The 23,827-nt window shown below is 58.2% G+C and carries 22 protein-coding genes and 3 pseudogenes; 19 read left to right on the top strand and 6 right to left on the bottom strand.

The genetic code is table 11. From position 1 onward, the window contains the following. Positions 1-136: 136 nt before the first annotated feature. Positions 137-379, top strand: coding sequence for a hypothetical protein (locus P6U16_RS27475; RefSeq protein WP_277705025.1), 243 nt, complete (start codon positions 137-139; stop codon positions 377-379). Positions 380-397: 18 nt separating this feature from the next. On the opposite strand, the gene P6U16_RS27470 is transcribed toward P6U16_RS27475, so the two are convergent. Continuing rightward, positions 398-568, bottom strand: coding sequence for a hypothetical protein (locus P6U16_RS27470; RefSeq protein ID WP_277705024.1), 171 nt, complete (start codon positions 566-568; stop codon positions 398-400). A gap of 189 nt (positions 569-757) precedes the next feature. On the opposite strand from P6U16_RS27470, the gene P6U16_RS27465 reads away from it, so the two are divergent. Continuing rightward, complete coding sequence (locus tag P6U16_RS27465) at positions 758-2,086, top strand: DUF6602 domain-containing protein (protein ID WP_277705023.1); 1,329 nt, start codon at positions 758-760, stop codon at positions 2,084-2,086. A gap of 679 nt (positions 2,087-2,765) precedes the next feature. Beyond that, the gene (locus P6U16_RS27460) at positions 2,766-3,932 is read left to right on the top strand and encodes a hypothetical protein (protein ID WP_277705022.1); all 1,167 of its coding nucleotides are present in this window, start codon (positions 2,766-2,768) and stop codon (positions 3,930-3,932) included. On the opposite strand, the gene P6U16_RS27455 is transcribed toward P6U16_RS27460, so the two are convergent. Next, the gene (locus tag P6U16_RS27455; RefSeq protein ID WP_277705021.1) at positions 3,910-4,140 is read right to left on the bottom strand and encodes a hypothetical protein; all 231 of its coding nucleotides are present in this window, start codon (positions 4,138-4,140) and stop codon (positions 3,910-3,912) included. The genes P6U16_RS27460 and P6U16_RS27455 overlap by 23 nt on opposite strands. Before the next feature lie 18 nt (positions 4,141-4,158). On the opposite strand from P6U16_RS27455, the gene P6U16_RS27450 reads away from it, so the two are divergent. The 3 genes from P6U16_RS27450 to P6U16_RS27440 are packed head-to-tail and all read left to right on the top strand — an operon-like array spanning position 4,159 to position 7,168. Beyond that, a complete protein-coding gene (locus tag P6U16_RS27450) occupies positions 4,159-5,343 on the top strand; it encodes a hypothetical protein (protein ID WP_277705020.1) in 1,185 nt (394 codons plus the stop codon). 20 nt (positions 5,344-5,363) lie between these two features. Next, positions 5,364-6,254: a hypothetical protein gene (locus tag P6U16_RS27445; protein WP_277705019.1), complete on the top strand. Its 891-nt coding sequence runs from the start codon at positions 5,364-5,366 to the stop codon at positions 6,252-6,254. Beyond that, positions 6,221-7,168 carry a hypothetical protein gene (locus P6U16_RS27440; protein ID WP_277705018.1) on the top strand — a complete coding sequence of 316 codons (948 nt, stop codon included), beginning with the start codon at positions 6,221-6,223 and terminating at the stop codon, positions 7,166-7,168. Before P6U16_RS27445 ends, P6U16_RS27440 begins: the two co-directional genes overlap by 34 nt. A 344-nt stretch (positions 7,169-7,512) precedes the next feature. Here the strand turns inward: P6U16_RS27440 and P6U16_RS27435 are convergent, their stop codons facing one another. Then, positions 7,513-7,953: an RbsD/FucU domain-containing protein gene (locus P6U16_RS27435; RefSeq protein WP_277705056.1), complete on the bottom strand. Its 441-nt coding sequence runs from the start codon at positions 7,951-7,953 to the stop codon at positions 7,513-7,515. A gap of 360 nt (positions 7,954-8,313) precedes the next feature. Between P6U16_RS27435 and ugpC the strand changes: the two are divergent. The 10 genes and pseudogenes from ugpC (at position 8,314) to P6U16_RS27385 (ending at position 19,881) form a co-directional block, all read left to right on the top strand. After that, a pseudogene (ugpC, locus tag P6U16_RS27430) lies at positions 8,314-9,374 on the top strand (sn-glycerol-3-phosphate ABC transporter ATP-binding protein UgpC). A gap of 85 nt (positions 9,375-9,459) precedes the next feature. Further along, positions 9,460-11,119 (top strand): annotated as a pseudogene (locus P6U16_RS27425) (sugar ABC transporter substrate-binding protein). Between the two features lie 204 nt (positions 11,120-11,323). Next, on the top strand, positions 11,324-12,352 hold the full coding sequence (locus tag P6U16_RS27420) for a sugar ABC transporter permease (RefSeq protein WP_277705055.1): 1,029 nt from the start codon (positions 11,324-11,326) through the stop codon (positions 12,350-12,352). An 80-nt stretch (positions 12,353-12,432) separates the two neighbouring features. Beyond that, positions 12,433-13,293: a carbohydrate ABC transporter permease gene (locus P6U16_RS27415; RefSeq protein ID WP_277705054.1), complete on the top strand. Its 861-nt coding sequence runs from the start codon at positions 12,433-12,435 to the stop codon at positions 13,291-13,293. Between the two features lie 143 nt (positions 13,294-13,436). Beyond that, the gene (locus P6U16_RS27410; RefSeq protein ID WP_277705053.1) at positions 13,437-14,417 is read left to right on the top strand and encodes a sugar phosphate isomerase/epimerase family protein; all 981 of its coding nucleotides are present in this window, start codon (positions 13,437-13,439) and stop codon (positions 14,415-14,417) included. A 56-nt stretch (positions 14,418-14,473) separates the two neighbouring features. Then, the gene (locus tag P6U16_RS27405) at positions 14,474-15,538 is read left to right on the top strand and encodes a substrate-binding domain-containing protein (RefSeq protein WP_277705017.1); all 1,065 of its coding nucleotides are present in this window, start codon (positions 14,474-14,476) and stop codon (positions 15,536-15,538) included. A 64-nt stretch (positions 15,539-15,602) separates the two neighbouring features. After that, a pseudogene (locus tag P6U16_RS27400) lies at positions 15,603-17,118 on the top strand (sugar ABC transporter ATP-binding protein). Positions 17,119-17,144: 26 nt separating this feature from the next. Continuing rightward, positions 17,145-18,125, top strand: coding sequence for an ABC transporter permease (locus tag P6U16_RS27395; protein WP_209856260.1), 981 nt, complete (start codon positions 17,145-17,147; stop codon positions 18,123-18,125). Next, complete coding sequence (locus tag P6U16_RS27390; protein WP_037168216.1) at positions 18,122-18,997, top strand: MurR/RpiR family transcriptional regulator; 876 nt, start codon at positions 18,122-18,124, stop codon at positions 18,995-18,997. The genes P6U16_RS27395 and P6U16_RS27390 overlap by 4 nt, the downstream gene beginning before the upstream one ends. Then, entirely contained in the window at positions 18,994-19,881 is an 888-nt protein-coding gene (locus P6U16_RS27385; protein ID WP_209856263.1) for a ribokinase, read from the top strand. The genes P6U16_RS27390 and P6U16_RS27385 overlap by 4 nt, the downstream gene beginning before the upstream one ends. Positions 19,882-20,207: 326 nt before the next feature. Here P6U16_RS27385 and P6U16_RS27380 read toward each other — a convergent pair whose 3' ends face one another. Both P6U16_RS27380 and P6U16_RS27375 read right to left on the bottom strand, forming a co-directional pair. Then, positions 20,208-21,020, bottom strand: coding sequence for an NYN domain-containing protein (locus P6U16_RS27380; RefSeq protein ID WP_277705016.1), 813 nt, complete (start codon positions 21,018-21,020; stop codon positions 20,208-20,210). Between the two features lie 303 nt (positions 21,021-21,323). Continuing rightward, positions 21,324-21,527, bottom strand: coding sequence for a cold-shock protein (locus tag P6U16_RS27375; protein ID WP_011654114.1), 204 nt, complete (start codon positions 21,525-21,527; stop codon positions 21,324-21,326). 164 nt (positions 21,528-21,691) lie between these two features. Between P6U16_RS27375 and P6U16_RS27370 the strand changes: the two genes are divergently transcribed. After that, positions 21,692-22,057, top strand: a complete 366-nt coding sequence (locus P6U16_RS27370; protein WP_277705015.1) for a type II toxin-antitoxin system RelE/ParE family toxin — start codon at positions 21,692-21,694, stop codon at positions 22,055-22,057. A gap of 30 nt (positions 22,058-22,087) precedes the next feature. On the opposite strand, the gene P6U16_RS27365 is transcribed toward P6U16_RS27370, so the two are convergent. Beyond that, positions 22,088-22,411 carry an XRE family transcriptional regulator gene (locus P6U16_RS27365; RefSeq protein WP_018480196.1) on the bottom strand — a complete coding sequence of 108 codons (324 nt, stop codon included), beginning with the start codon at positions 22,409-22,411 and terminating at the stop codon, positions 22,088-22,090. A 551-nt stretch (positions 22,412-22,962) separates the two neighbouring features. Between P6U16_RS27365 and P6U16_RS27360 the strand changes: the two genes are divergently transcribed. Together P6U16_RS27360 and P6U16_RS27355 are read left to right on the top strand one after the other, a co-directional pair. Then, the gene (locus tag P6U16_RS27360; protein ID WP_077107123.1) at positions 22,963-23,142 is read left to right on the top strand and encodes a hypothetical protein; all 180 of its coding nucleotides are present in this window, start codon (positions 22,963-22,965) and stop codon (positions 23,140-23,142) included. Positions 23,143-23,166: 24 nt separating this feature from the next. Beyond that, positions 23,167-23,823 (top strand): hypothetical protein, encoded by a 657-nt coding sequence (locus P6U16_RS27355; RefSeq protein WP_277705014.1) that lies wholly within the window; start codon positions 23,167-23,169, stop codon positions 23,821-23,823. Positions 23,824-23,827 lie beyond the last annotated feature (4 nt).

The following is a 23,827-nucleotide window of genomic DNA, read 5'->3' as shown; positions in this document are numbered from 1 at the left end:
AGGGTCTAGGCACGCGGCGAAACCCTGCCTGCGCACGCCAGACGGCGTTCCAAAAACGAGCTTTGATCAGACTGTTCGCAAAAAGCGAGTGGCCACGGAATTCCCCGCGGTCAAACTCAAATAATGGAGTTGCCACATGCGCAGGTTTCTCGAGGCCCTAAAGAAGGGCATGAAAGCCATCTTGGACACCAAAGTCGCCAACACCGTCATCACACTTGCAGCCCAGGCGCTCGCCCGAGCGGTACTCAAGCGCGTTTTTTACGGCACGGCGGCGACCAGTATCGTCGGCTTAGCCGCACTCCCGGTGATCACGCCGTACCTCCAGGCCAGTTGCCGTCTATGCTGCCAGATCGTGATCATCTGCAGCGGCAGCGTGTGATCGATCGGAGAACTCCAATTAGAGGTCGACGGGGAAGGCGGTATTTGCCGCCTTTTCTGACTCCGAGGTGTCGCGACCGGCCGGCGTGAAATCCTCGATATGGGCGATCGCAGACGCTGGGGAGTTCAAACCCATCGCGATCGTCAGCCCCATCATGGTTGGGCCGCCGTAGCCACGGCGGCCGGGCACATCCGCCGCGCAATCCAACACTCGTCGCGGATCGATGGACAGAAGTGAACGACTAAATTTGTTTTCGGGGGTAAGTAAGTGGATGACGCACAGGTTCGACAATGGTGTCGGGTATGGCAATGATAAGCATTGTAACGCTGCGAATCGGGTAACTTCTATCGGATGTTTTCCAGGTTGACGGGAGTGAGAATGAAACGCGGAGATGTGTTTATTTTAACGACTGACTGCTGGGACAAACAGCGTCAGTTCACAATCTCTGACGTAGGTCCAGAGGGCAGGGCGATGGAGATGAGCGAAGAGACCTTCAAGACCTACAATCTCTCGGATCTTGACATGAAGGCGGCAATCTTTCGGCCGCAACGTGGATCAAGCGGCTGGTCGAACTACGACGCGGTCCGCGATCTCTCTTCAAAGATCTTAGGCGAGCGCGGAAAATTACAACAGCCTGATCTTGAGGCTTCGTTAATCGAGCGCACAAAGTTTCCAGAGACCTTGATACGGGGATGCCTCAGGCTGTTGACGGGAGCCGGCTATCTAGAAGCAAAGCCGAAAGCTGAAATCTACTATTTCTCTTTGACTGCGAGAGGGAGAATGACCGAGGCAAAAAGTTCTTATGCCGCATCTTTTGCACACGAAACTGCAATGCAGGCAGAGAGGATCGGCCAGCTAGTTAGCCATGGGCCGACTGTGGGTTCATACCGTGAAGAATTGCTTCGAGAGCTCCTGCAGAAGCATATTCCGAAGCGCTTTCACGCCGCAACGGGGTTTATTTTCGGCCGTGGTAAGCAGTTGGACATTATCATCTATGACCAGATTGAATATTCCCCATTGTTCCAAGCAGGTAATTTGGTGGTGGTCCCCGAAGAGTCCGTTAGGGCCGTGATCGAGGTCAAATCAACACTCAGCACAAAAACTCTCCGCGAAGCTTTAGTGGGCTTAAGCGCTGTCAAGCGCCATGTGTATGAAAACGAACAGCCGATATTCAAGGGTATATTTGCCTACAGCTTGAAGGGGTCTGTGAAAGGAATGGTCAAGACCGTTAAGGACTTCTACCAAGAGCAGACGCTAGAAAATATGAACGAGACAGAGTCGATAGATCAGCCTTGGGACGTCGTTGATGGAATTTGTGTTCTTCGGAGGTTGCTAATTTCAGTCGACTTCAACGAAATGGAAACCGATGTGGGCCAAATCTATCCAGCCCCTTTCGTGGCCGCGGTGGAAAGTTCGTCGCTGCGAGAGTTTCAGGCTGCGAGGTTTTTCGATAGGCTTTCGCGGTACCTCCGTTATCCTTTCGGGGGAGCAAGACTGGATGCAACTGGGTTGGGCACTATGTTCGGCGACCAGCTCTGGGCTAGTTCGGTTGACTTAATTCACGACGGAGCTTGGGGATCCTATCTGTTTGACGAATTCAAAGACCATGCCGAGCGCTTCACAGAGGAGCTCGAAATCTATCGGGAGTGGCTCGAAGGTTCGGCCTGGCGTCTCCCTCAAACCGGGATTCGCCGAAGGACTGAATGACTTTCACCAGTGCTTTAGGACATTGCCTTGCCGCGGAGAGATTTGACAAACCGAGCATACAGGAAGTTGGTAGCAAGGCCGAACGTTACGATGACTGTTCAAGGTTGGAATCCTATTGCTATCAGCAATCTATTCACCGGTCTCTAGTTTGAATCTGTTCAAGAGCTTTAAGGTTCGTCAGGTGTCGCGCCCGTTGCTGACATTTACGGTTATTGCGTTCAACGACGGCCTTTCTCCTTCGTTTAAGCCATTCGCACGGGATTATTTCTTGTCGTAAAGCGGCCCTTCAATTCTTGCGCACTGATCGGTTCCTCCCCTTTTGTTTTCCCCTCGCTCCACTGCAGCCGTAATTTCTCAACATAAAGCAAGCTAACTTCTGACTTTATCGCAGGTACACATTAGACTTGGTGGGCAATAAGCGGCAGCTTTGATTGGCAGCGGTCGGTTGCAGCAAGTTGTGCACTACTCGTTACCTCAATACTGCAAATACCCGAAACTATGCTAGCTGTTGGCCATGACTAACGCACTGATTCCCTTGACTGGCGTTTCCTCTGATTTCGTGGATCTCGGACGAACTCTGAGCGACATATCACTGGGAAACGGTCTCTCAGATGACACCGACCTACAGAGTATGTTGGGACGCGGGCGGGGCCGTACATGGGGCCAACTCATCAGCGAAATGCGGGTAATCGTCCTTGCAGTGGCCGGTGCAGGCAAGACACGCGAAATCGAAGATCTTGCACGACGACTGCGCGCTGACGGCAAGCCGGCTTTCTTCATTCGTCTCGAACGGGTTGCCAACCACTTCGAACTGGCCTTCGAACCAGGAATGCACAAGTCGTTTCAAGACTGGCTCGCTGGTGGTGAGGAAGGTTGGCTGCTGCTGGACTCGGTAGACGAAGCCCGGCTCCGCCACCCCGCCGACTTCGAGCTCGCCGTCTTAAGCATGTCGTACATCCTCGCAACCGTCGGTGCGAGCAGCAGGGCGCACATCATCCTGACAAGTCGCATCGGCGCATGGCGCCCCGTGACCGACTTGGTCCTGTGTCGCGACCTGCTTCCGCACCCTACGCCGAGATCAGGGCGCCGGACCATCGTCGAGAACCCGGACGACAGCACCCAAGATGGGTTCGAGACCGTCGAAGATGCAGATGGCAAGGCCGAAGAGATCGCCCCCGGTTTCGCGGTTGTCGGACTCGAGGAGTTGACCGACGTGCAGATCGGCAAGTTCGCGGCAGCCAAAGGCATCAGCAATACCCACGCCTTCCTTGAGGAGATCGAACGAAAGGACGCGACTGCTTTCGCTCGTCGCCCACAGGATCTGGAAGACGTCGTTCAGTTTTGGCGCGAGAACGGTCGGATCGGGACTCGCTGGGAGATGATGTCCGCCAATGTGGCCCGGCGACTGACCGAGCGCGACCAAACCCGCGCAGAAGCGGCGAAGCTCTCCCCGGAACGCGCCCGCGAAGGGGCTCGGACGCTGGCCGCTGCGACGACCTTGAGCGGTGTTCAGGTAATTCGAGTTCCTGACGGTGCCTCCGGGCTCGATGAGGGTATCGACGCGTCAGGACTCCTGCCCTCTTGGAGCAGCGCAGAGATCGGCATTCTCCTTCAGCGCCCCATTTTCGATCCCGCGATCTACGGAACGGTTCGTTTCCATCATCGATCGGTGCGCGAGTTCCTTGCAGCGGAGTGGTTTGCAGATCTCCTTGCTAAAGCCCCCTCCCGGCTTGGGTCGGAACAGCTCTTTTCCGGAAGAAATTCGGCATCGAGATCGCAACTCCACTGCTTCGTCCGGTGCTGCCCTGGTTGGTGGCGCAGGATCACGGTATCCGCTCGCGCGTGATGGAGTTGGCGCCAGAGGTGGTCTTTGAAGGGGAGATCCAGGTCGACTCCCACTCGATGATCGCCGACGCATCCTCGCCGAAGTTTGCGAGCTGCTGGCTGACGGCGCTTCTGGCCGATCGGCCCTGGACTACGCTGCTGTGCAGCGTTTCGCCGACGATGACCTGGCTGAAGACGTCAGAAGCCTCCTGCGGCAATACGCGGACCATGAGGAAATCGCCCCTTTCTTGCTCCGAATGGTATGGCTCGGACGGCTCCGCGCCGCACTGCCGGAGGTGCTCAAGTTCGCTACCAATATCGCCGATCATGGCCACAGAAAGCTGACGGCGTTCAAGGCACTCAGGAGCATTGCCGACGAGGAGACCTTGGCCGCCGTCAGAGCGGAGTTCCTCCTAGGGCCGGGTGAACGACCCAGGCGCCAAGTGGCGGAAATCCTCTCTGGCCTTGGTGGTTCTGCGGGTGACGTGGCCTGGTTCCTCTCCGCGGCGGAACGGGCAGAGCCGAAGCGGAAGCACAGCGTCGATTATCTGGCGTCCGAAGCCAAAGCGTTCGTCGGTCGCGTCACCCCCGACGCCCTCCCGGATCTGATCGACGGCATGGCGGCCCTCCTTAGCCGCTCGCCGGTGGTGGAGCGCCGATACAACAACATTTCGATACGCTTCGAATGGCTACTTGCTCCGGCGGCCCGTGCTGTAGAGCGGCTCATCCTCGAACGCAGTCCTGCGGCATTCTCGCCAGTGGCGCTGTCGATCATCAGAAAGGTCAGTGCGGCCCGAATCTACCAGAGCGAGGGAGTGACCGCGGAGAGAGACGAGCTTACCGGACTTGTCGCGGACTGGAGCGAGCTCAATTGGGCTCAATTCTGGTACGACGTCGAGCAAATGCGCGCCGAGATGGCCCCAGGCAAGCGGCTATTGGAATGGTGGCGTCCCAGCAATTTCGGAGCGGCGTGGAAGTTCACCGGTGATGATTTCAACGTCGCATTGGACGCCATCACTTCCAGAGCGTTGATGGATGATCGGATGGTTGCCTTGTCGCTGGCGTTCGAGCTCTATCGGACGAACGGGCGCCCTCGCAAGCGGCTCAACGCGCTGAAAAAGCAGCCGTCGACCTGGAGCTTGCGGCCCGGCTGCACCTGTTTCTGCACCCGCTGGCAGACCCGGAGATGCAGCAATACCGGGCCAACGAGCGACGGCGAGCGAAACGCCAGGACAAGCAGAAGGAGCAGGAGACGGCCAATCTTGCCCGCTCGCGCGAGTACCTCTCGGCCAACTTGGGCAGCATTCGCAGCAATCTCGCCGCGCATCCCGAAAGCGCTGCAGATCAGCGTGCGATTCACTACCTCTTTCACCGTATGCGCGACCGGCGAGATGTCGCGAACCGATGGTCGGACTACGATTGGAGCTCATTAAGGGAGCAGTTCGGAGACTCGGTGGCCGAGATGTTCCGGGATGCGGCACGAGGGTATTGGCGCCACAACCGGCCTCAGCTCCACAATGAGGGAGCGCCCGACAATCAGACGCCTTTCTCCACCATTCTTGGCTTGACCGGGTTGGAGATCGAAACATCGGAGTCGATGGCGGTATTGGCAACCTTGGCTGCCGAGGAGGTCGAGATTGCGGCCCGCTATGCCGTCTCGGAACTGAATGGGTTCCCGAGTTGGTTCGCCACACTGTTCGAGCACCATCCTCAGGTCGTGGCCGACTTCTTGTTTGTGCAGATACGGTACGAAGCATTCTCTCTGCCCAAGGATAGAACGGGCGATGATATCCTCAGCGATGTTAGTTGGACCGGCCAATGGGCATGGAGCCGGCTTGGGCCGATGCTTCTGAGCCTGCTCGTATCCGGTGAACCTCAGAGCGCCAAGGCACTGGGCAGCATACTGAAGATCCTAAAGGGCTCGAGCGTCGCTGACGGGCAACTCGCCGCCATGGCACGCTCCCATGCTCTCGACCCGACTTCCGCAAATCCCGGCCACTGGTTCGCCTCGTGGATAGGCGTCGACGCTGATGCTGCGATCGCCGCCTTCGAAGAGCGTTTGAGCTCACTGAACAAAAAGAAGCCACTGACTTGGCAATGCGAACTGCCGTCCGAGTGTTCGGCAATCGATTCGATGAACCTGGGATCGCTAGGGAAGGCTTCCTCCAGCCTTTGTCGTTGGCCTCGCTTCATGAGATCCTCCATCGGCATATTCGCCGCTCTGAAGACATCTCCCGCGGCAACTCAGGTGCCTACAGCCCTGATTTGCGGGACCATGCGCAGGAGGCGAGGGACTCGATCCTGGAGAGATTGCGGGACGCGCGCGGCAAGGAGGCTTTCCTAGCCCTCAAAGCCATTGTCGAGGCCGAGCCCGAACGCCCCTGGCTGCGACGTTTGCTGAACGAAAAGGCATTGCGCGAAGGGGATATCGAACCCTTTGCCATGGACGATGTCCATTTCCTGGCAATTAATTTCGAGCGTAACCCACGAACGCCTGACCAACTGGCGGAGACCGCGTTGCTTCGGCTCTTGCAGATCAAGCAAGGTGCGGAGGTCGCGCGGAACTTGTCTGGGGAGGCGATGAACGTCGGAAATACTGAAGCCGCATCAGCCTACTTGGCGTCGGCAATGTCGGGTTCAAGGTGCTCTTCTTACGCAGTGCTCCACAAAAACGGCACCAAATGGTTGGATGTCGTCGACATCGGCCACGCTAGCCGGCATCGAGTGTGCTGCGCCGTGGTTCCATATGGAAATCAGGTCGACACCGAGACTTGGCTGAAACCTGAGGAAGGTCAATCCAGCTCTCGCCGAAGGACCTTTGCCCTAATCCGAACGGCCCGGAACCAGGGATGGAGATGGCCTTGGGCGCAGGAGCCTGACCTCACCAAAGCGAAAGAGGAGGTGGAGGACCATTGGCAAACCGTCGAGCCAAGAGAACCGTTAATCGATGACGTAGACGTCATCACCATCGACCTCACCAATGTGAATTCGGCGGTAGCACCTAGAGACGTTTTAGATCGAGCGCTGGACTTCATGCGGTGGCGTCTCGGTAGCAGCGTGTTGAAGCTTGGTGCAAGCATCGCCATACTTGGAGCGACCTCGCTTACCGGTTGGGGGCAGATCGTGGTCGAAGCCATGGCCGCTCAAGTCTTTGAAGTCGAGTTGCATCTCCCGGAGATCGCTGCGTGGATCGGGTGGGCGTTGATTGGCGTCGGCGTAACCGTGGCGATAGTTGGCCACTTCCTCCAGAAGAAGTAATGGGCACCCAGACATCGCGCTTTCGATGCTCGAAGTGCAGTTTCTGACTGAAGCGCTTTGGCATGCTCAATGTCGTTCCCGAGGCTCAAGCGGTGCGGGGTTAAAGGAAGCGGTAAAGTCGTCGGTTCGAGAATATAGACGAATTGGCTCGCGCGGCACGAGCGAATAGTCTCAAAGCGCATCTGCTGTCCATCCGCTGACACCAAAAGTGACCAGTTCGCTATCGGCCCCGAATCGGCCGGTTAACCCAGACCAAGCTCATGTCCGGGCTAGAGAATTTGACACGGATGGAAGTTGTAACAACAGGGGTGACGGTTCTGATCCGTTCAAGGCGGTCAGTTCGACTAAATGACACCTTTGCTGAAAATGAAGCATCCGTACGGACCGGGATCCGAGGTTCTGACGATTGCGAACGAGTTTTTCGCCGCCTCGTAAAATGCGAAGCGTTCCAACGCCTCCATCTCGACCGCTCGCTCCTCAGCGCAATCGACAACCGTCTGCATGGCGGAAAAGATTGGCATTTGCTTTTCCGGATCCCCGACAACCTGCATCCGTTTCACAGGTGCGTCAATAAATGTGTCGAGCGGAAAGAGCTTTAGGATTGCTTCCGCTGCGCGCACGAGACCGCAGCCAGAGACGTCAATGAGGCGGCCATAGGTCGTCTGTCGAGCGATGGTCTGGGCGGGATGGTTGACATCGCATAGGACCAATTGGTCTCCGTGTCCCATCAACATCAACGCGTGGATCAGTTCAGCGTTGATGAGCGGATCTATTCTTTTTAGCACCCGGTATCTCCCTTGCTGCAGGCACATTCTTCACAGAATATATTCTAATTGTGATGTTTGCAAATCCTGCTTTGCGGGATGAACAGTACATCTCCATCGGATGGCGGGAGGTATTGGCCTGTTGCTCCTGGGACAATGCCGGAAGAGGCTGCGAGAATAAGAGGCGGAATAAAATAATTTCGAACCCGTAGATAAACGACTTTACAAAAATATGTTATTATGTGAAGTTTCTAACCGAATGACGACCCTCCCAGGGCGGACCGGACGGCGGTGGTTGTGGCTGGATGCGACAACTACCGCCTCCTTCTGGAGGGACGATCAAACGTCGTGAGGAGCGCGACGCACGGGGAGGAGTTCGCATTGGCATCTATGGATATCGTGAACGTCGGCAAAGCCTACGGAAGTCTGACCGTTATCCACGGGGTTTCGGTGGAAATACCCGATGGCGAGTTCGTGGTCCTGGTCGGCCCTTCGGGCTGCGGCAAATCCACGCTTCTGCGCATGGTCGCGGGCCTGGAGCCGATCACATTCGGCGATATTCGCATCGACGGCCAGGTGGTGAACGATCTGCCGCCAAAGGATCGCGACATTGCCATGGTGTTCCAGAGCTACGCTCTCTACCCGCACAAGACCGTCGCCGAGAATATGGGCTTCGCATTGAAAATGCGTGGAGAGCCCAAGGCGGATATCGACGAACGGGTGAAGAAAGCGGCCGAGATCCTCGATCTCGTTCCCTATCTCTCGCGCTATCCGCGTCAACTCTCCGGAGGCCAAAGACAACGTGTCGCCATGGGACGGGCGATTGTCCGCGACCCCAAGGTGTTTCTGTTCGACGAACCGCTTTCCAATCTGGATGCGAAGCTGCGGGTGCAGATGCGCGCAGAGATCAAGGAATTGCAGCGGCGGCTTGCGACCACGATGATCTATGTCACCCATGACCAGGTCGAAGCGATGACGATGGCGGATCGCATCGTTGTCCTGCGGGACGGACGCGTCGAACAAATTGGTTCGCCGCTCGAGCTTTATGACAAGCCGGCCAACACTTTCGTTGCCGGTTTCATAGGCTCGCCGTCGATGAACCTGCTCAAAGGCCTCATCCGGACATCCGGGGCACCCTTTTCGAGACCGACGACGGTATCCGGCTGCCGCTTGTTCGCGCACCGGAAGGCTCCGACGGCCGACCCGCGTTCTACGGCATCCGGCCGGAGCATTTCGCACTTGGCGGCGAAGTGACGGCCAACGTCACTGTCGTGGAGACGACGGGATCGGAGACGCAGGTCTTTGCCCGGATCGGCAACCAGAAGGTCATCGGCGTCTTTCGCGACCGGGTGGAGGATCAATCCGGCCAGCCAATGGCGATGTCGCCAAACCCGGCATCCGTGAATCTTTTCGATCTGAAAACCGGATTGCGGCTCGATTGAGGGCCGCTTCGCCGATGCTCCGCGACGCAGGGGCTCGGCCGATACCCATCACGTGTGGTGATTTGTTCAACGGGAGGAGTGAATTATGAAAGTCAGTGATTTCGAGAGAATGATGGCGATCGGCCTGAGCCGCCGCGCCATTTTGAAGACCGGCGCCAGTCTGGGGGCTCTTGCCGCCGCCGGCACCATTCTCGGTGCTGTCGGCAGCGCCAGCGCGCAGGACGCGTCCTTGCGCAGCCAGATCCTGCAGATTCCCGGCGTCGGCAAAGGGTCGCCGACCGATGCGGATTGGCAGAAGGTCGGGGGACTGTGCCTCGGCGCGACCAAGAGCAGCGTGAAGCAGGGTGAATTCGCTGGCGTCGAACTGTCTTTCATGGGTCTCAACAACCAGAATCTTCACAATGTGATCTTCCGCGGCTTCCTGAAATCCTGGGAAGACTACACCGGCGCCAAGATTTCGTGGATCGATCTGGCGCAGGCGGATTACAATCCGCGTTTGCAGCAGGCCATCGCCACCGGCACGGTGGATTTCGACATTCTCGAAATGGGCGCGCCGTTTGAGGGCGACGTCTGCGGCAAGGGCCTGGCTTCGGAGATGCCGGACTGGGTCAAAGCCCAGATCGACATGGACGACTATGTCGACTACCTCAAGGCGCCGGTCGGAACCTGGGACGGCAAGACGTATCGTATCTCGGTTGATGGCGATTGCCACAACTTCAACTACCGCGCCGACTACTTTACCGATGCCGATCTGGCAAAGGCCTGGAAGGACGAGGGGCACGAGGGCGAGTGGGGCGTGCCCAAGACCTGGCAGAAGGTTCAGGAAGTCACCAAGTTTCTCAAGGGCAAGACGATCGGCGGCCTGGAAGCGATCGGCTATCTCGATGCGCCGAAAGCCTGGGGTGGGTTCGGCTTCTATTTCCTCGGCAGCCGCGCCACCGCCTATGCCAAGCATCCGGACGACAAGGCCTGGCTCTTCGACGTTGATACGATGAAGCCGCGGATCAACAACCCGGCCTGGGTCCGGGCCATTCAGGACGTGATCGACGCGTTGCCGTCGGAGTCTGGCGATCAGCTCAATGCCGACCCTGGCACCACCGCCTTCCAGCAGTTCCTGGCTGGTACCGGATCCATGGTTTCCTGGTGGGGCGATGTCGGTTCGGGCGCGCGCACCAGCGACACGTCGGTGATCGGCGACAGTGTTGCCTTCGATATCCTGCCCGGTTCGGATGACGTCTATAATTCGAAGACCGGCCAATGGGACAAGCTGCCGAGCGGTCCGAACCACGCCCCGAACATGGCCTACCTCGGATGGGGCGTTTATGTCATGGCCCGGGTCGACAGCGACGAAAAAGAAGAGGGCAGCCTGGAGCGCCGCCGCCCATCTCGGCGGCAAGGATCTGGCTCTGTGGATGGCAGCATATCCGTCCGGCTTCCAGTGCTATCGCAAGAGCCAGTTCGAAACGAGGGAATGGGTCGAGGCTGGCTACGACGAAGCCTTCATCTCGAGCTACCTCGCCTCGCAGTCAAACTCGTACAATCACCCCAATGCTGCCATCGAGCCGCGCATCCCCGGCATCTTCCAATATTATAGCGTCGCGGAAGACGAGTTGGCCAAGGTTTTCGCCGGCCAGATGACAGCCCAGGAGGGGGCGGATGCGATTGCCGTTGCCTGGGAGAAGATCACCGACCAGCTGGGCCGCGACAAGCAGATAGCCCTCTACAAGGCATCGCTCGGCGCCTGAGCCTGAGGTCAATCGCCTCAAAGGCTCACCTGCGGGGTTCCGGCGGCATGATTCTCCCATGCCGCCGGAACCGCAGAGACAATTTTCAAACTTCGGCCGTGAGGGTCTGCTGCCATGTCTCAGTCAATGACGCTGGTCACGAACGAACCGTTTGCAGCGCGCCGTGCTGCTCCTGCCGGAAAACATGTCCTGCTCGGCAGGGCTATGCTGGCATTCGCGACCGTCGCTTTCCTCGCCGTCCTGGCGCTTCAGTCGCTTGATGCCATGGGCGTCACCGCGTTGGGCTTTGAGAGCTGGCGCCCTCTCCTCTACGTCTATCTCATCTGGGCGGCGGTCTTCGGCGTCTCCCAGGTGATGATCCGCGGTGAGGCGGGCGAGCGTGCGGCCTTCATCCTTCCGGCGGTTCTTTTTACCGTCGCCATGGTGATCTTTCCGACCATCTTTGGCCTCTACATCGCGTTTACCGATTGGAACCTCAGTGCGGTCGAGGGACGACGCTTCAACGGCCTCGACAATCTGCGCACGCTTTTGGCTGATGCCTATTTCTGGAATGCACTCTTGAACATGGTCTACTATGTTCTGGCGGTTCTCATTCAATATGCGATCGCCTTCGGCCTGGCTCTTCTCCTCAACGCGGAGATCAAGGCCCGCAAGTTCTTCCGCGTCGCTTTTCTGCTGCCATTGATGCTGAGCCCGGTCGCTGTCAGCTGGATGATTGGCAAGTCGCTGATGGAGTACCGTTTCGGTCCCGCAGCGACACTGGCGCGCTATCTGGGTTGGGATAATCCCGCCTTCTTTTCGACCCCCTGGCTGGCGCGGTTGTCAATCATGGCCATGGATGCGTGGGTCTCCATTCCCTTCATGATGGTTCTGCTGCTGGCGGGCCTGCAGGCATTGCCCGCGGAAATCAAGGAGGCGGCACGGGTCGATGGCGCCACCGGCTGGCAATCGTTCAAGGAGATAACCTTCCCCCTGATGCTGCCGGTGAGCATGACCGCCTTGATCCTGCGCATCATATTCGAGCTGAAACTCGCCGACATCGTCATCAATGTCACGGCAGGCGGCCCGGGTGGCGCGACGGACACGGTATCGAGTTTCATCTTCCGGGAATACCGGGACCGTTCCAACGTCGGCTACGGCACCATGCTCGCCGAAGTCTATCTCGTCATCATCATCGTTTTCGTCGCGCTCATCCTGAAATGGGCAAGCCGGTGGATGCAAAGAACAAACTGAGGGCTGACACGATGTCGACAGCACATGAGGCAATACGTCCAGAAACGCCCGCACGTCTTAGCTTCGCGGTGCCCGGCTTCATGACGCGCAGCATGTTGATCTATGCCGCCCTGGTCTTTTGGGCTTTCGTTTCCCTGTTTCCGATCTACTGGACGGTAACGACGTCGTTCAAGACCGCGGTGAACGTGACCCAGGGCCATCTCATTCCCTTCGTGGATTTCACGCCGGACTGGAAAGGTTGGCGTTCGCTCGGCCTGTCGCCCGACACGATCTTTGAGCAATCGACCGTGCGCGACGAGTTCATTCGGCGCTTCTTCAACAGCATCGTCGCGTCGGCCGGCGCCTCGCTTCTCGCCGTGATAATTGGATCGCTTGCGGCCTACGGCCTCAGCCGGTTTTCCTACAAATTCCTCTGGATGCGCAACAAGGACATCTCCTTCTTCTTCCTGTCGCAGCTCATCCTGCCACCGGTCGTGCTCGCGATGCCTTTCCTGGTTCTCTACAAACAACTGATGCTGCTGGACTCGCTTGTCGGCCTCATCCTGGTCTACACGCTGATGGTGCTGCCGATCGTCATCTGGATCATGCGCGACCAGTTCGACACGATCCCTCTGGAGCTGGAGCAGGCGGCGCTTGTCGATGGCTGCTCGATCTGGGGCGCGTTCCTGCGGATCGTCGTGCCCATTGCGCTGCCCGGTATGGTCGCAGCCTTCATCCTGTCCGTTATTCTCTGCTGGAACGAGTATTTTTTCGCAGCTCTTCTGACCAGTACCGATGCCAAGACATTGCCGGTGATGGTCGCAAGCCAGACCGGATCGCAAGGCATCAACTGGTGGTCGATGGCAGCGATCGCGAGTGCTGCCATTCTCCCGCTCGTGCTCATCGGCATATTCCTCGAGCGCTACATCGTTAAGGGCCTGACGGCGGGCGCGGTGAAATAGCGCGGCGCCTCCCTTGCCGACCGAAGACGAGCACGTTCGCCCGAATTGGTGCGCCGCACAACATTTCACAACTTTACAAAATAATATTATTGTGTGAAGTAGATCGCAACGCCAAACGATGTGAGCCCAGTCCAGTGACCCCATTGAAATTCGCCACCCGCCTCAACTCCTTTGCCTCCCGGCCGCAGGCCGAATGGCCTGATCTTTCCGGGAAGCCGAGTGTCAAGCAGATGGTCGCCCGTGCTGCAAAGGTCGATGGATTGACGGATCTCGATCTCAATTATCCCGATCACGTCTCCGAAGATCCGAGCGAATTGGCACGGCAGATCGGGGACATGGGCCTTGCGATCAACGGCTTTGCGATGCGTTACTACACCAATCCTGCTTTCAAGATTGGCGCCTTCACCAACCCTGATGCAGCGGTTCGCCGTGAAGCCATCGACCTCACGAAGAAGGGGATCGACGCGACCCGTGAAGCCGGCAGCAATCTGATGACCATCTGGCTCGGGCAGGATGGGTTCGATTACGCGTTCCAGGCCGACTATGCAACCTTGTGGCAACACGAGATTTCGGGAATTCGTGAAGTTTGCGAGCATGATCCCGATTGCCAGATCAGCATCGAGTACAAGCCGAACGAGCCGCGCTCCTATAGCCTGATGCCTGACTGCGCCACGACGCTGCTGGCCATCAAGGAAATCGGCCTCCCCAATCTTGGTGTGACGCTGGACTTCGCCCACGTGCTCTATGCCGATGAGCAGCCGGCCTTCGCGGCGGCGCTGATAGCGCGCTACAGCCGGGTGCTCGGCGTCCATCTCAACGACGGTTATGCCAAGCGTGACGATGGGCTGATGGTCGGCGCCGTTCATACACAACAGACGATCGAACTGCTGCGCCAGATCCGCAAGGACGGTTATGACGGCGCGATCTATTTCGACACATTCCCGGATATGACCGGTCTCGATCCGGTCCACGAATGCGAGGTGAACATCCAGACAGTCAAGCGGATGCTTGATGTCGTGGACCGCCTTGAGCAGGACAATCGCCTGTCTGGTGCGATTGACCGTCAGGATGCCGTCTCCGCCCAATCCATCATTCAAGAAGCGATGCTTGGCGCGAGGGCTTGAACTCCAACACCGCAGCACGCCGGACGGCGTGTGAATTTCACACTCGGGAGGAACCGATGAAGACATTTTTGAAGACGACCGTTGCCGCAGGTCTGGCTGCCAGTTTCCTGTTCAGCGCCGCCGTCGCGCAGGACCTTGCACCACTCAACTCCGACACCGAAAAGGACCGCATGGACTGGTCGCAGCTCGAAGCCAAGCTCGGCGCGTTTCCCAAGCTGCCGGAAGGCACCAAGGCTGGTGCCGTGTCCAAGACGCTGACCAACGAATACTGGCGCTCGCTGGGTGAAGGCTACACCAAGTTCGGCGACAAGGCTGGCGTGCCGGTGGTCTATCAGGCAGCGCAGAGCGAAGGCGACCAGCTCGGTCAGCTGACCATTGCCGAGGGGCTGATCACCCAGGGATATAACGTCCTGCTAGTCTCGCCGCAGACCGATGCGAACCTGCAGCCGGTCATCGAACAGGCGAAGGCTGCCGGCATTCCGGTCGTCAACGTCAACGATGCCGTCATTCCGCAGGCGGAGCACTATGTCGGCAACGTCCAGCGCGACAACGGCGTGCGCGTGGCGAAATGGTTCATCGAGAATCGTCCAGAGGGCGGCAAGGTCGCCATCGTCGAGGGCCAGGCCGGTGTCTACGCCGCTGTCCAGCGTACGGATGGCTTCAAGTCGACGATCAGCGAAGGCGGCAAGTTCGAAGTCGTCGCCAGCGTTCCGGGCAACTGGGATCGCCAGACATCCTATGACGCCGCAACCAACATCCTGCAGCAGCATCCCGACCTGATCGGCTTTTATGCCAACAATGACGGCATGGCGCTCGGCATCGTCGAGGCGGTCAAGGCGGCCGGCCTGCAGGACAAGGTTGCCGTGTTCGGCACGGACGGCATTTCCGATGCCTATACGTCGATCAAGGCCGGCGAATTGACGGGCACCGTCGACAGCTTCCCGGTGCTGACGGGCGAGGTAGCTCTTGAAGCCGCCTTGCGTCTTGTTGCCGGCCAGAAACTGCCCCGCGTCGTCGCCACGCCGCAGGCGCTCATCACCAAGGACAATGTCGCCCGCTACCAGGGCGAGGGCGTCGATGTCCGTGCCGTGCTGATGGAAGACGCAGCTGCTGCGAAGTGATCGCCAACTGACGAAGATGCCGGCCGTTCTGGCCGGCATCTCTTGCGAATGGAAGGGTGACGCAATGACACCGAGACTGAGATTCGAAGCGATATCCAAGAGCTTCCCGGGCGTGAACGCATTGTCCGACGTTTCCTTCGACGTCGCGCCCAGCGAAATCCATGGACTCCTCGGTGAAAACGGCGCGGGAAAATCGACGCTGCTCCGCATCCTGTCTGGCGTCTTTCGCCCAACCTCCGGGTCGATGTTTGTCGACGGCGAAAATGTCTCCTTTCGCAAACCGATGGATGCGCGTGGGGCCGGCATCGCCATGATCCACCAGGAACTGCAGCAGGTACCGCATCTGAGTGTCGCACAAAACATGTTCCTCGGTCATCCGCTGACGACCGTGGGCGGGCTGTTCGTCTCGAGACGAGAGCAGGAGCGGCGGGCTGCCGAAGCATTGTCGATGATCGAACCCGGCATCGATCCCGCAGCCCCAATCTCTTCGCTCAAGGTGGCGCAGCGCCAGATCGTCGAGATTGCCCGGGCATTGCTCGACCGCGCCAGGATCATCGCCATGGATGAACCGACATCCAGCCTGACCCCCAGTGAATTCGAACGGCTGGCCGAGGTCATAACGAAGCTATCGGCCAGTGGCGTGACGATTATCTATGTCTCGCACAAGATGGACGAAGTGTTCCGCATCTGCCAGCGCGCCAGTGTCATGCGCGACGGCAAGCTTGTCGGTGCGGTGGATGTACAGACGGCTTCCCATCAGGACGTCATCACAATGATGGTGGGGCGCGAGCTGATGCAGGAGCAGCATGTCTCACACGCGACCGCGACGGTGAAACTCGAGGCGCGGGGGCTCTCGTCGCTGACGAAAATCAGGGACGCATCGTTCAAACTTCACCGTGGCGAGGTTCTCGGCATCGCCGGGCTTGTCGGATCCGGCCGGACGGAACTCCTGCGCCTTCTGGCGGGAGCTGACAGACTGACGGCAGGCGCGATCGACATAGACGGCAAGACCGTGAACCTGCGCAATCCCCGCGACGCCATCTCGGCCGGCATTGGTCTCGTTCCTGAAGAGCGCAAGCGGGGGGATCATCCCCGTCCGCTCGGTCACCATCAACATGGCACTTGCCTCGCTCGGAAGCTTCTCCAAAGCCGGCATCATTCAGGGCGGCAAGTTGCGCAACACGGCTCAGGACCTGCTGCGCCGCGTCAATCTCAGGCCTTTCCAGTTGGACAGACCGATCCGGCTCTTCAGCGGTGGTAATCAGCAGAAAGCGATCATCGCCCGCTGGCTGGCAAGCAAATCGCAGATTCTCCTGTTCGACGAGCCGACCCGCGGCATCGACGTCGGCGCCAAGGCGGAAATCTATCACCTGATCGAGGCGCTGGCCGCCGATGGACATTCCATCGTGGTGGTCTCTTCAGAACTGCCGGAAGTCATCCGGCTTTCCGATCGGGTCCTTGTCATGCGGGACGGGCAGATTGCTGCGGAAATCGCGCGCGCTAACCTCACCGAAAGCGCCATCGTGGCGCATGCCATTCCCGGTGCAAATACCGGCCGCACGCCAGCTCCGGCCGCCTAGGCGTGGACGAAATAAAGGAACACGTTATGAGCAACTCACCGGCCGCCGCCGACACGAAACTCTCGCCCGCATTCGGCCGCTTCTCGTTTTCTTTGAGAGACGCCGGCACGCTGATCGGCCTCGTCGTCATCATGGCGGTGTTTGCGACATTGGTCCCTGGCTTCCTGTCGGAACGCAACCTCGTCAATATCCTGCAGCAATCCAGCATCAACGCCTGTCTGGCACTCGGCATGACATTGGTGATCATATCGGGCGGTATCGATCTGTCCGTTGGGCCTACCGCTGCGATATCGGCGGTCATCACGGCGACCCTGCTTCTTTCCGGAACCCCGGTTCCGCTTGCGATCCTGGCGGGCCTCGGGATCGGCATGGCCTGCGGTTTCATAAACGGAGTCCTGGTCGCCTATGTCGGGCTGCAGCCCTTCATCGTCACACTCGGAACGTTGAGCACGTACCGCGCACTCGCGCTGATCTATACGGGCGGCAATCCTGTTCTTGGCATCCCGGCGGGTTTTCGATCGCTCTTCAATGGAAACCTGTTCGGTATTCCGATGCCCGTTCTGATCGTTGCCGTCGTGGCGCTGGCCGCCTGGGTCTTGCTCAAGAAAACCCCGATCGGCGAATATCTTCTGGCCGTCGGCGGTAATGAGGAAGCAGCCTACGTCGCCGGTGTCCCAATCGCCCGGACCAAGATCACGGCCTACGTGATCTCCGGTGGACTTGCCGCTCTTGCGTCCCTGATATTGATCGGGCGCCTGGGTGCTGCCGAACCGATCCTCGGCAATCTCTGGGAGCTTGATGCGATTGCCGCCGCGGCCATCGGCGGAGCGTCCCTGATGGGCGGCAAGGGCAGCATCCTGGGAACGATCCTCGGCGCCATCATTCTCGGCACGATGCGCAACGGTCTGACGTTGATGAACGTCCAGGCCTTCTATCAACTGCTGGCAACCGGTCTTATAATCCTCGTCGCGATGATGATCGATCGCGCCACGAGGGGACGAGAATGAATACCGAAAACTTCGACACGAAGGCCGTCGGCCCGCGTATCCGCATGATGATGCCCTTGCTGACGCCGCTTGAAGCAAAGGTGGTCGATACGGTCTTTGCGTTGCGCGACTTCAGCGACGACACATCGCTGAAACAGATTGCCGACGATGCCGGTGTTTCGGAAGCCATGGTGGTGAAGATCACCAAGAAACTTGGTTTTGCCGGATATCGGGATTTCCGCGCGGCGGTCAGCCAGTATAACCGCCAGCCCACGGCCGAAATGCATCAGGAACTCTCGGTCGACGATACGTCGCAGGAGATCGTGCAAAAGGTCTTTCGGACCTCGATCAACGCCCTGGAAGAAACATTGTCGATACTCGACATGGAGGCGTTCGACAGGGCGGCGGATCTGATCCATCGCGCCAAACAGCGCGATTTCTATGGTGTGGGCGGCTCCGCGCAGATTGCACGGGATGTGTCGCACAAATTTCTGCGGATCGGCGTGCGCGCCAGCGTTTTCGATGACTTGCACATGATGCTGATGTCGGCGTCGCTGCTGGTCGACGGAGACATTGCGATCGGCTTTTCCCATTCGGGCAATACCACGGCAGTGATCGAGGCGATCCAGCTTGCCCGGCGAAACGGCGCTCGCACGATTGCTATCACCAACTACAACTCGTCCGCGTTGGCGCAGGCGGCCGACGTGGTGCTTTGTTCCACAGCGCAAGGTTCCCCTTTGATGGGCGAGAATGCCGCCGCGCGGATTGCGCAGCTCAATATTCTTGACGCCGTGTTCGTTGCCGTTGCCCAGCGTGACTACAAAGCTGCCGAACGCAATCTCGAGCGGACCATGTCCGCCGTCACGTCCAAACGAAAAGATCGACTCCCATGACAACTGCACCCCTCGTCACCGTCTTTGGCAGCCTCCACTACGACATCGCCGTGATGGGACCGGCCCGGCCGCGCAAGGGTGAAACAGTGACGGGGACATCATGGCATCCGAAAAGCGGCGGCAAAGGCGGTAACCAGGCCGTTTCGTCGGCACGCACGGGTATTGCGACGTCGATGATTGGGGCGGTTGCCGATGACGAATTCGGGCGGTTTCTCATTGAAAATCTCGATCGTAAAAATGTCGATCACACCTTCGTTCGGCGCGATGCGTCGCACTCCACCGGCATGAGCGTGGCGATCTTCGATGCCGAAGGAGACTATGGCGCAGTCATTGTCTCCGGAAGCAATCTCACCCTTGGCGATGGAGACGTTGCAGCCGCCCGGGATCTTTTGGACAGGACGACGCTGCTTGTTTTGCAGAGCGAAATCCCGGATGCTGCCAATGTCGCAGCGGCGAGAGCCGTCAAACGGGCCGGAGGTCGTATCCTAATCAATGCTGCGCCGGCACGACCGCTGTCTGTCGATCTTCAATGCCTCGTTGATATCATCGTCGTGAACGCCATCGAAGCCGAGATGCTAACGGGACTTCCCGTCGTCGAAACGCTCGATGGCGCACTGCAGGCTGCCAAGACGCTGGCCAATGTCTTTCCGGAGGTTGTGGTAACCGCAGGTGGCGCGGGTGCCGCCTTTGTAAATCGCGAGGGGGACGAAATCCTCATTGAAGCAGTCAAGGTCGATACTAGAAGCACCCACGGCGCCGGTGATGAGTTCATTGGCGTGCTGGCGGCGGAAATTGCGTCCGGGAAAACGATGGCAGATGCGCTTCAGAAAGCAAACATGGCAGCTGCCAAGTTGGTGAGTACACCTGAAAAAGATCGTGTTTGACGCGGCTGATCTTTAAGAAGCTGCCCCAAAAAGAGCTGAATGATTTTAGCCAGTTGTGGGTCCTTCGGATTTGCAAAGATTCGGTGGAGATCACTATGGCCTGGACTGAAACCACCCGGCGGAATTATGTCCGCCGGACGCTTCGATATGCAAGCGACGTTAGTCTACGGCTCGTAATAGGGGTTGCTATTCATTCGTCGTCTCATGATGAGGCGTGCAGCATGTAGACTACGTCGTCAAGGAACGATGGAAGGAGGCTTTTCCGCTGGACCTCGATCCGGGAGAGGCGTTCCTCGATGCTCTAGCGTGCCGTCGGAATGCTCCTTTCACCTGTTGGTCGCGGTGGATGCCGGTTTGAGATGGATGAGGACGCCTTTCTGCGTCTTGCCGGATCGGTCGATGTCGAATTTCCCCGTCGCCTCGACCAGTTCGCTGAGACGGGCAAAGCCGTAGTTTCTGGAATCGAATTCGGGTGACTGCTTTGCGACATGACTGCCGACAGCACCGAGATTGACCCAGCCGTCTTCGTCGGCGGTGGCGATGACGGCTTTGGTCAGCATATCGATCAGGTTCTTGTCGATCTTGCTCTTTATGGGGGTTATCGGGACAACCGGCGCAGCGGCTTGGACCGGTTTCGCCTTCTTGGCGGCCTTCCGAGCGGGCTCTGCTGCTGCAACGACAGCAGCCGGTTCTTCGACCGACGCATTGAGCACGTCGAAATAGACGAACTTGTCGCAAGCAGTGATGAAGGGACGAGGGGTCTTGCGCTCTCCGAATCCGTAGACGGTCACACCCTGTTCGCGGATCCTCGCTGCAAGTCTGGCGAAATCGCTGTCACTGGAGACAATGCAAAATCCGGAGAAGCGTCCGGTGTAGAGAAGATCCATGGCATCGATGATCATCGCGCCATCGGTGGCATTCTTGCCGGTGGTATAGGCGAACTGCTGGACCGGCTGGATCGAATGTTCGAGCAGGCATTCCTTCCAGCCGTTGAGATTGGGTTTGGTCCAGTCGCCATAGACACGTTTGACGCTGGCGGTTCCGTAATTGGCGATCTCGGCGAGTAAGCCTTTGACAATTTTGGGCGTTGCGTTGTCGCCGTCGATGATCAGCGCCAGTGTTGCGTTTGCCTCTGCCATCGGATCGTTCCTTTTCCATAATCTCATTCGAGAGCTTAGCGGAAATAGACGACACGGACGGTTTCGACGACGTCCCTGTCAGCGTCAGCCTGGTGCGATCGTCTGTTTCTGATACCAGCGTTCGACCGGAAATCTCGCGTCTTAGGGAACGGGCTCTGTATAGTCTCCAACTCGGGATAAGTGCCCGACTTGCACATCAATACTTTGAAGGTGAAGAGCCGTAATTTTCAGTAAGCCCCGTAGAGCGCGGACGAGACCAGCTTGCCCAGATTTGACGATCAGGCTGGTCTCGCGGCCGACAGGTCAGAGCACGCTAACGTTCTCAGCCTTCGATTTTCCGGTCTTGCGGTCCTGGCCAACTTCGAAAGTGACCTTGTCACCTTCTCTCAGCGACCCGCCTTGCTGCAAAGCGGACACGTGAACGAACACGTCCGTTCCGCCCGTCTCCGGGGTGATGAAACCAAATCCCTTATCATCGTTGAAAAATTTAACAGTACCGGTTGGCATGACAGTTCCTTTTCAAATTTCGCAGCCGTTCACTCAAAGCTGTGTTAAAGTTGCATATCTGGGTGTGCTTTGCATCCAGGCAAACCTAACCCCGCTTAGCGGGAGAAAGAGAGTCCTATAAGCAATGAGGAATTTGAAACTAGATGTCCAAGAAATTTAAGTTTGTGAACGACGGCGCCAAGCGCGCCTTTATGGACCTTCCGACCGATATTAGAATCAATTTTTCAGGCGAGATCCGAAGAGTTCAGGAGGGAGAGGACCCGCTGGATGACTTCAAGGTTCTCAGAGGCGAATGGAAGGGCGTCATCGAGCTGCGCGAGAACGGTTCGCCCGCCTATAGAGCCGTCTACTGCGCAAAACACCTCGACACCGTCTACATTCTCCACGCCTTCACCAAGACCAGCGAAAAGGCTGATCAGAAGGAAATGGACACTGCACTGTCCCGCTACAAGGAGATGATGGCCGAGGTCCGGGAAGTGACCCAGGCTGAAGCGAAGGCGGCTAAAGACAAAAAACCGGCGAAGAAATAACACTCCGAAACTGGAGCAAGGAGAGGCCGGTTATGCGGCCTCTTTTTGTTTTTCTTCGACACGGCAAACCACGTGATGGTTGCCATCAAGCGACGGCTTGAAGCGATAGCCGAGGACTGCCAGGTAGCCAAAAAGCTTCTGGACCGAAAGGACGGCGATCTTACCGCGCACGAGTTCACTGACGCGCGACTGCGGGATGTCGAGCGCGGCGCCGATATCGGCGTTCTTCCAGCCGCGCTCCTTGAAGATGGCGACCAGCGTGTTGACAAGGTCCGATCGCAACGTCAAATCCGCAGCTTCGATCGGATCGTCCGTGATCGCTTCAAAGATGTTGTCGTATTCAAGCTGTGTCATCGCACAATTCCAAACTTCAAAATTACAGAATTCTGTAAATATGCCAAAATGACGGAGCCGTCAAGTTGGCGACGCTGAATCGTGCGAACCCGGTGCGGAACGCCGCAACGCCATCGCCCTTGGGCCGGGCAGGTGGCTGAGCTAAAGTCTTGCTGCCAGCAAGTCTTCACCGTTCAAGCTTTCATCCCTGATGCCCGTCTCGGCGGGGTCGTTCGAAGCGCATCAGAAGCGACTTTGGCAATCCCGCTGCCATACGGAAGGCAGAATTCACCCAATGCTATCCGGGGTTTTTGACCGCCGACGGATCGAATGATCGGATGGTTGGCCTACAATTCGGACCGGATCAACGAACGCTCCAAACCATTGGCATTTCCGATCCCGCTCTCTTGTCTGGCATCCCTAATCCAGTCCCGTCGTTGGACGGTCAACCCACGAGGGGTTCGCAGTTCCTGCGACCTCTCTGGCTGCGCCGCCGAGGTGACCGCGGCCGGGCCTGGACCAAACGGGCGCCATCGAGCGGGGATCGGCCCCGCCAACGGATGGAGCCTAACATGTCGGATCTCAGCCTCGCACAAAACCACGCATTCGATCTTGCCCGGACCCTGATGGTCCCGGTCACCCTCTTCGAAATAGACGGCGAAATCGGCGTCATGCCTTCCGCCGAGTATGACGGCGACGAGGACGCCATCATCAATATCTATGACCCCTTTGCCTATGGATCGGCTCATTGAGCCGGTCACCCCTTCGGGGAGCGCGTGCCGCTTGCGCTGATGCGCACGCAAGGGAGGCTTCGCCGCGAGCTTGTCCCGCAGATCTGCACATTGCGAACCGCGCCCTTGCACGCTTCCATCTTCGCGGCCTGGGCGCTGATGGCACTGATAGTGAGGAAAATTAAAGAAGAGAATATGGAAAAGAACGACATCGAAGAACTGCGCGCCTGGGTGGGCTGCGCAGCGTTCCTTGAGCATGAGGGCTTCGCAATAGACAGGAAAGAGAGCACACGCCGGGCAGTCAAATTCCGGCGCGGCGACGACATCATCATCGTCATCCACGACGACAGGGGCTGGTTCGACGTTCGTTCGGACGCGAAGGGCGATGTGTTTGCTCTTGCAAGCTATCTGCGCGGAATCGGATTTACGGAGGCCCTGACGGTGGTCGGCGATCTCGTCGCGTTTCAGCCCACCGCACCGACTTGGGAGAAGCCTCTTCATCAAACGCAACCAATGGCTTCGGTCGCTGACCGCTGGAACCACCGAAAACGGCCGTGGCGCGCATCGGCGACGTGGAGCTATCTTCGACAGATCCGGGCGCTGCCATGGCAGGTCATCTCTGCTGCCATCGAAGCAAACTTTAGCAAGATTGTCCGCGTAATTCTAATTATGATCATCCCGAAAAGGAGCCCAGAATGTTGATCCC

Source organism: Rhizobium sp. 32-5/1, from assembly GCF_029537235.1.
Classification (GTDB): domain Bacteria; phylum Pseudomonadota; class Alphaproteobacteria; order Rhizobiales; family Rhizobiaceae; genus Pararhizobium.
This window is presented reverse-complemented; position numbering and strand designations above follow the sequence as displayed.

Excerpts from the sequence above, each read along its gene's own strand:
- P6U16_RS27455 (WP_277705021.1), bottom strand. The coding sequence starts at position 4,140 with ATGGTCCGCGTATTGCCGCAGGAGGCTTCTGACGTCTTCAGCCAGGTC.
- P6U16_RS27420 (WP_277705055.1), top strand. The coding sequence starts at position 11,324 with ATGCTGGCATTCGCGACCGTCGCTTTCCTCGCCGTCCTGGCGCTTCAG.
- P6U16_RS27375 (WP_011654114.1), bottom strand. The coding sequence starts at position 21,527 with ATGCCAACCGGTACTGTTAAATTTTTCAACGATGATAAGGGATTTGGT.
- P6U16_RS27415 (WP_277705054.1), top strand. The coding sequence starts at position 12,433 with ATGACGCGCAGCATGTTGATCTATGCCGCCCTGGTCTTTTGGGCTTTC.
- P6U16_RS27360 (WP_077107123.1), top strand. The coding sequence starts at position 22,963 with ATGTCGGATCTCAGCCTCGCACAAAACCACGCATTCGATCTTGCCCGG.
- P6U16_RS27465 (WP_277705023.1), top strand. The coding sequence starts at position 758 with ATGAAACGCGGAGATGTGTTTATTTTAACGACTGACTGCTGGGACAAA.
- P6U16_RS27380 (WP_277705016.1), bottom strand. The coding sequence starts at position 21,020 with ATGGCAGAGGCAAACGCAACACTGGCGCTGATCATCGACGGCGACAAC.
- P6U16_RS27405 (WP_277705017.1), top strand. The coding sequence starts at position 14,474 with ATGAAGACATTTTTGAAGACGACCGTTGCCGCAGGTCTGGCTGCCAGT.
- P6U16_RS27365 (WP_018480196.1), bottom strand. The coding sequence starts at position 22,411 with ATGACACAGCTTGAATACGACAACATCTTTGAAGCGATCACGGACGAT.
- P6U16_RS27390 (WP_037168216.1), top strand. The coding sequence starts at position 18,122 with ATGAATACCGAAAACTTCGACACGAAGGCCGTCGGCCCGCGTATCCGC.
- P6U16_RS27395 (WP_209856260.1), top strand. The coding sequence starts at position 17,145 with ATGAGCAACTCACCGGCCGCCGCCGACACGAAACTCTCGCCCGCATTC.
- P6U16_RS27460 (WP_277705022.1), top strand. The coding sequence starts at position 2,766 with ATGCGGGTAATCGTCCTTGCAGTGGCCGGTGCAGGCAAGACACGCGAA.
- P6U16_RS27475 (WP_277705025.1), top strand. The coding sequence starts at position 137 with ATGCGCAGGTTTCTCGAGGCCCTAAAGAAGGGCATGAAAGCCATCTTG.
- P6U16_RS27385 (WP_209856263.1), top strand. The coding sequence starts at position 18,994 with ATGACAACTGCACCCCTCGTCACCGTCTTTGGCAGCCTCCACTACGAC.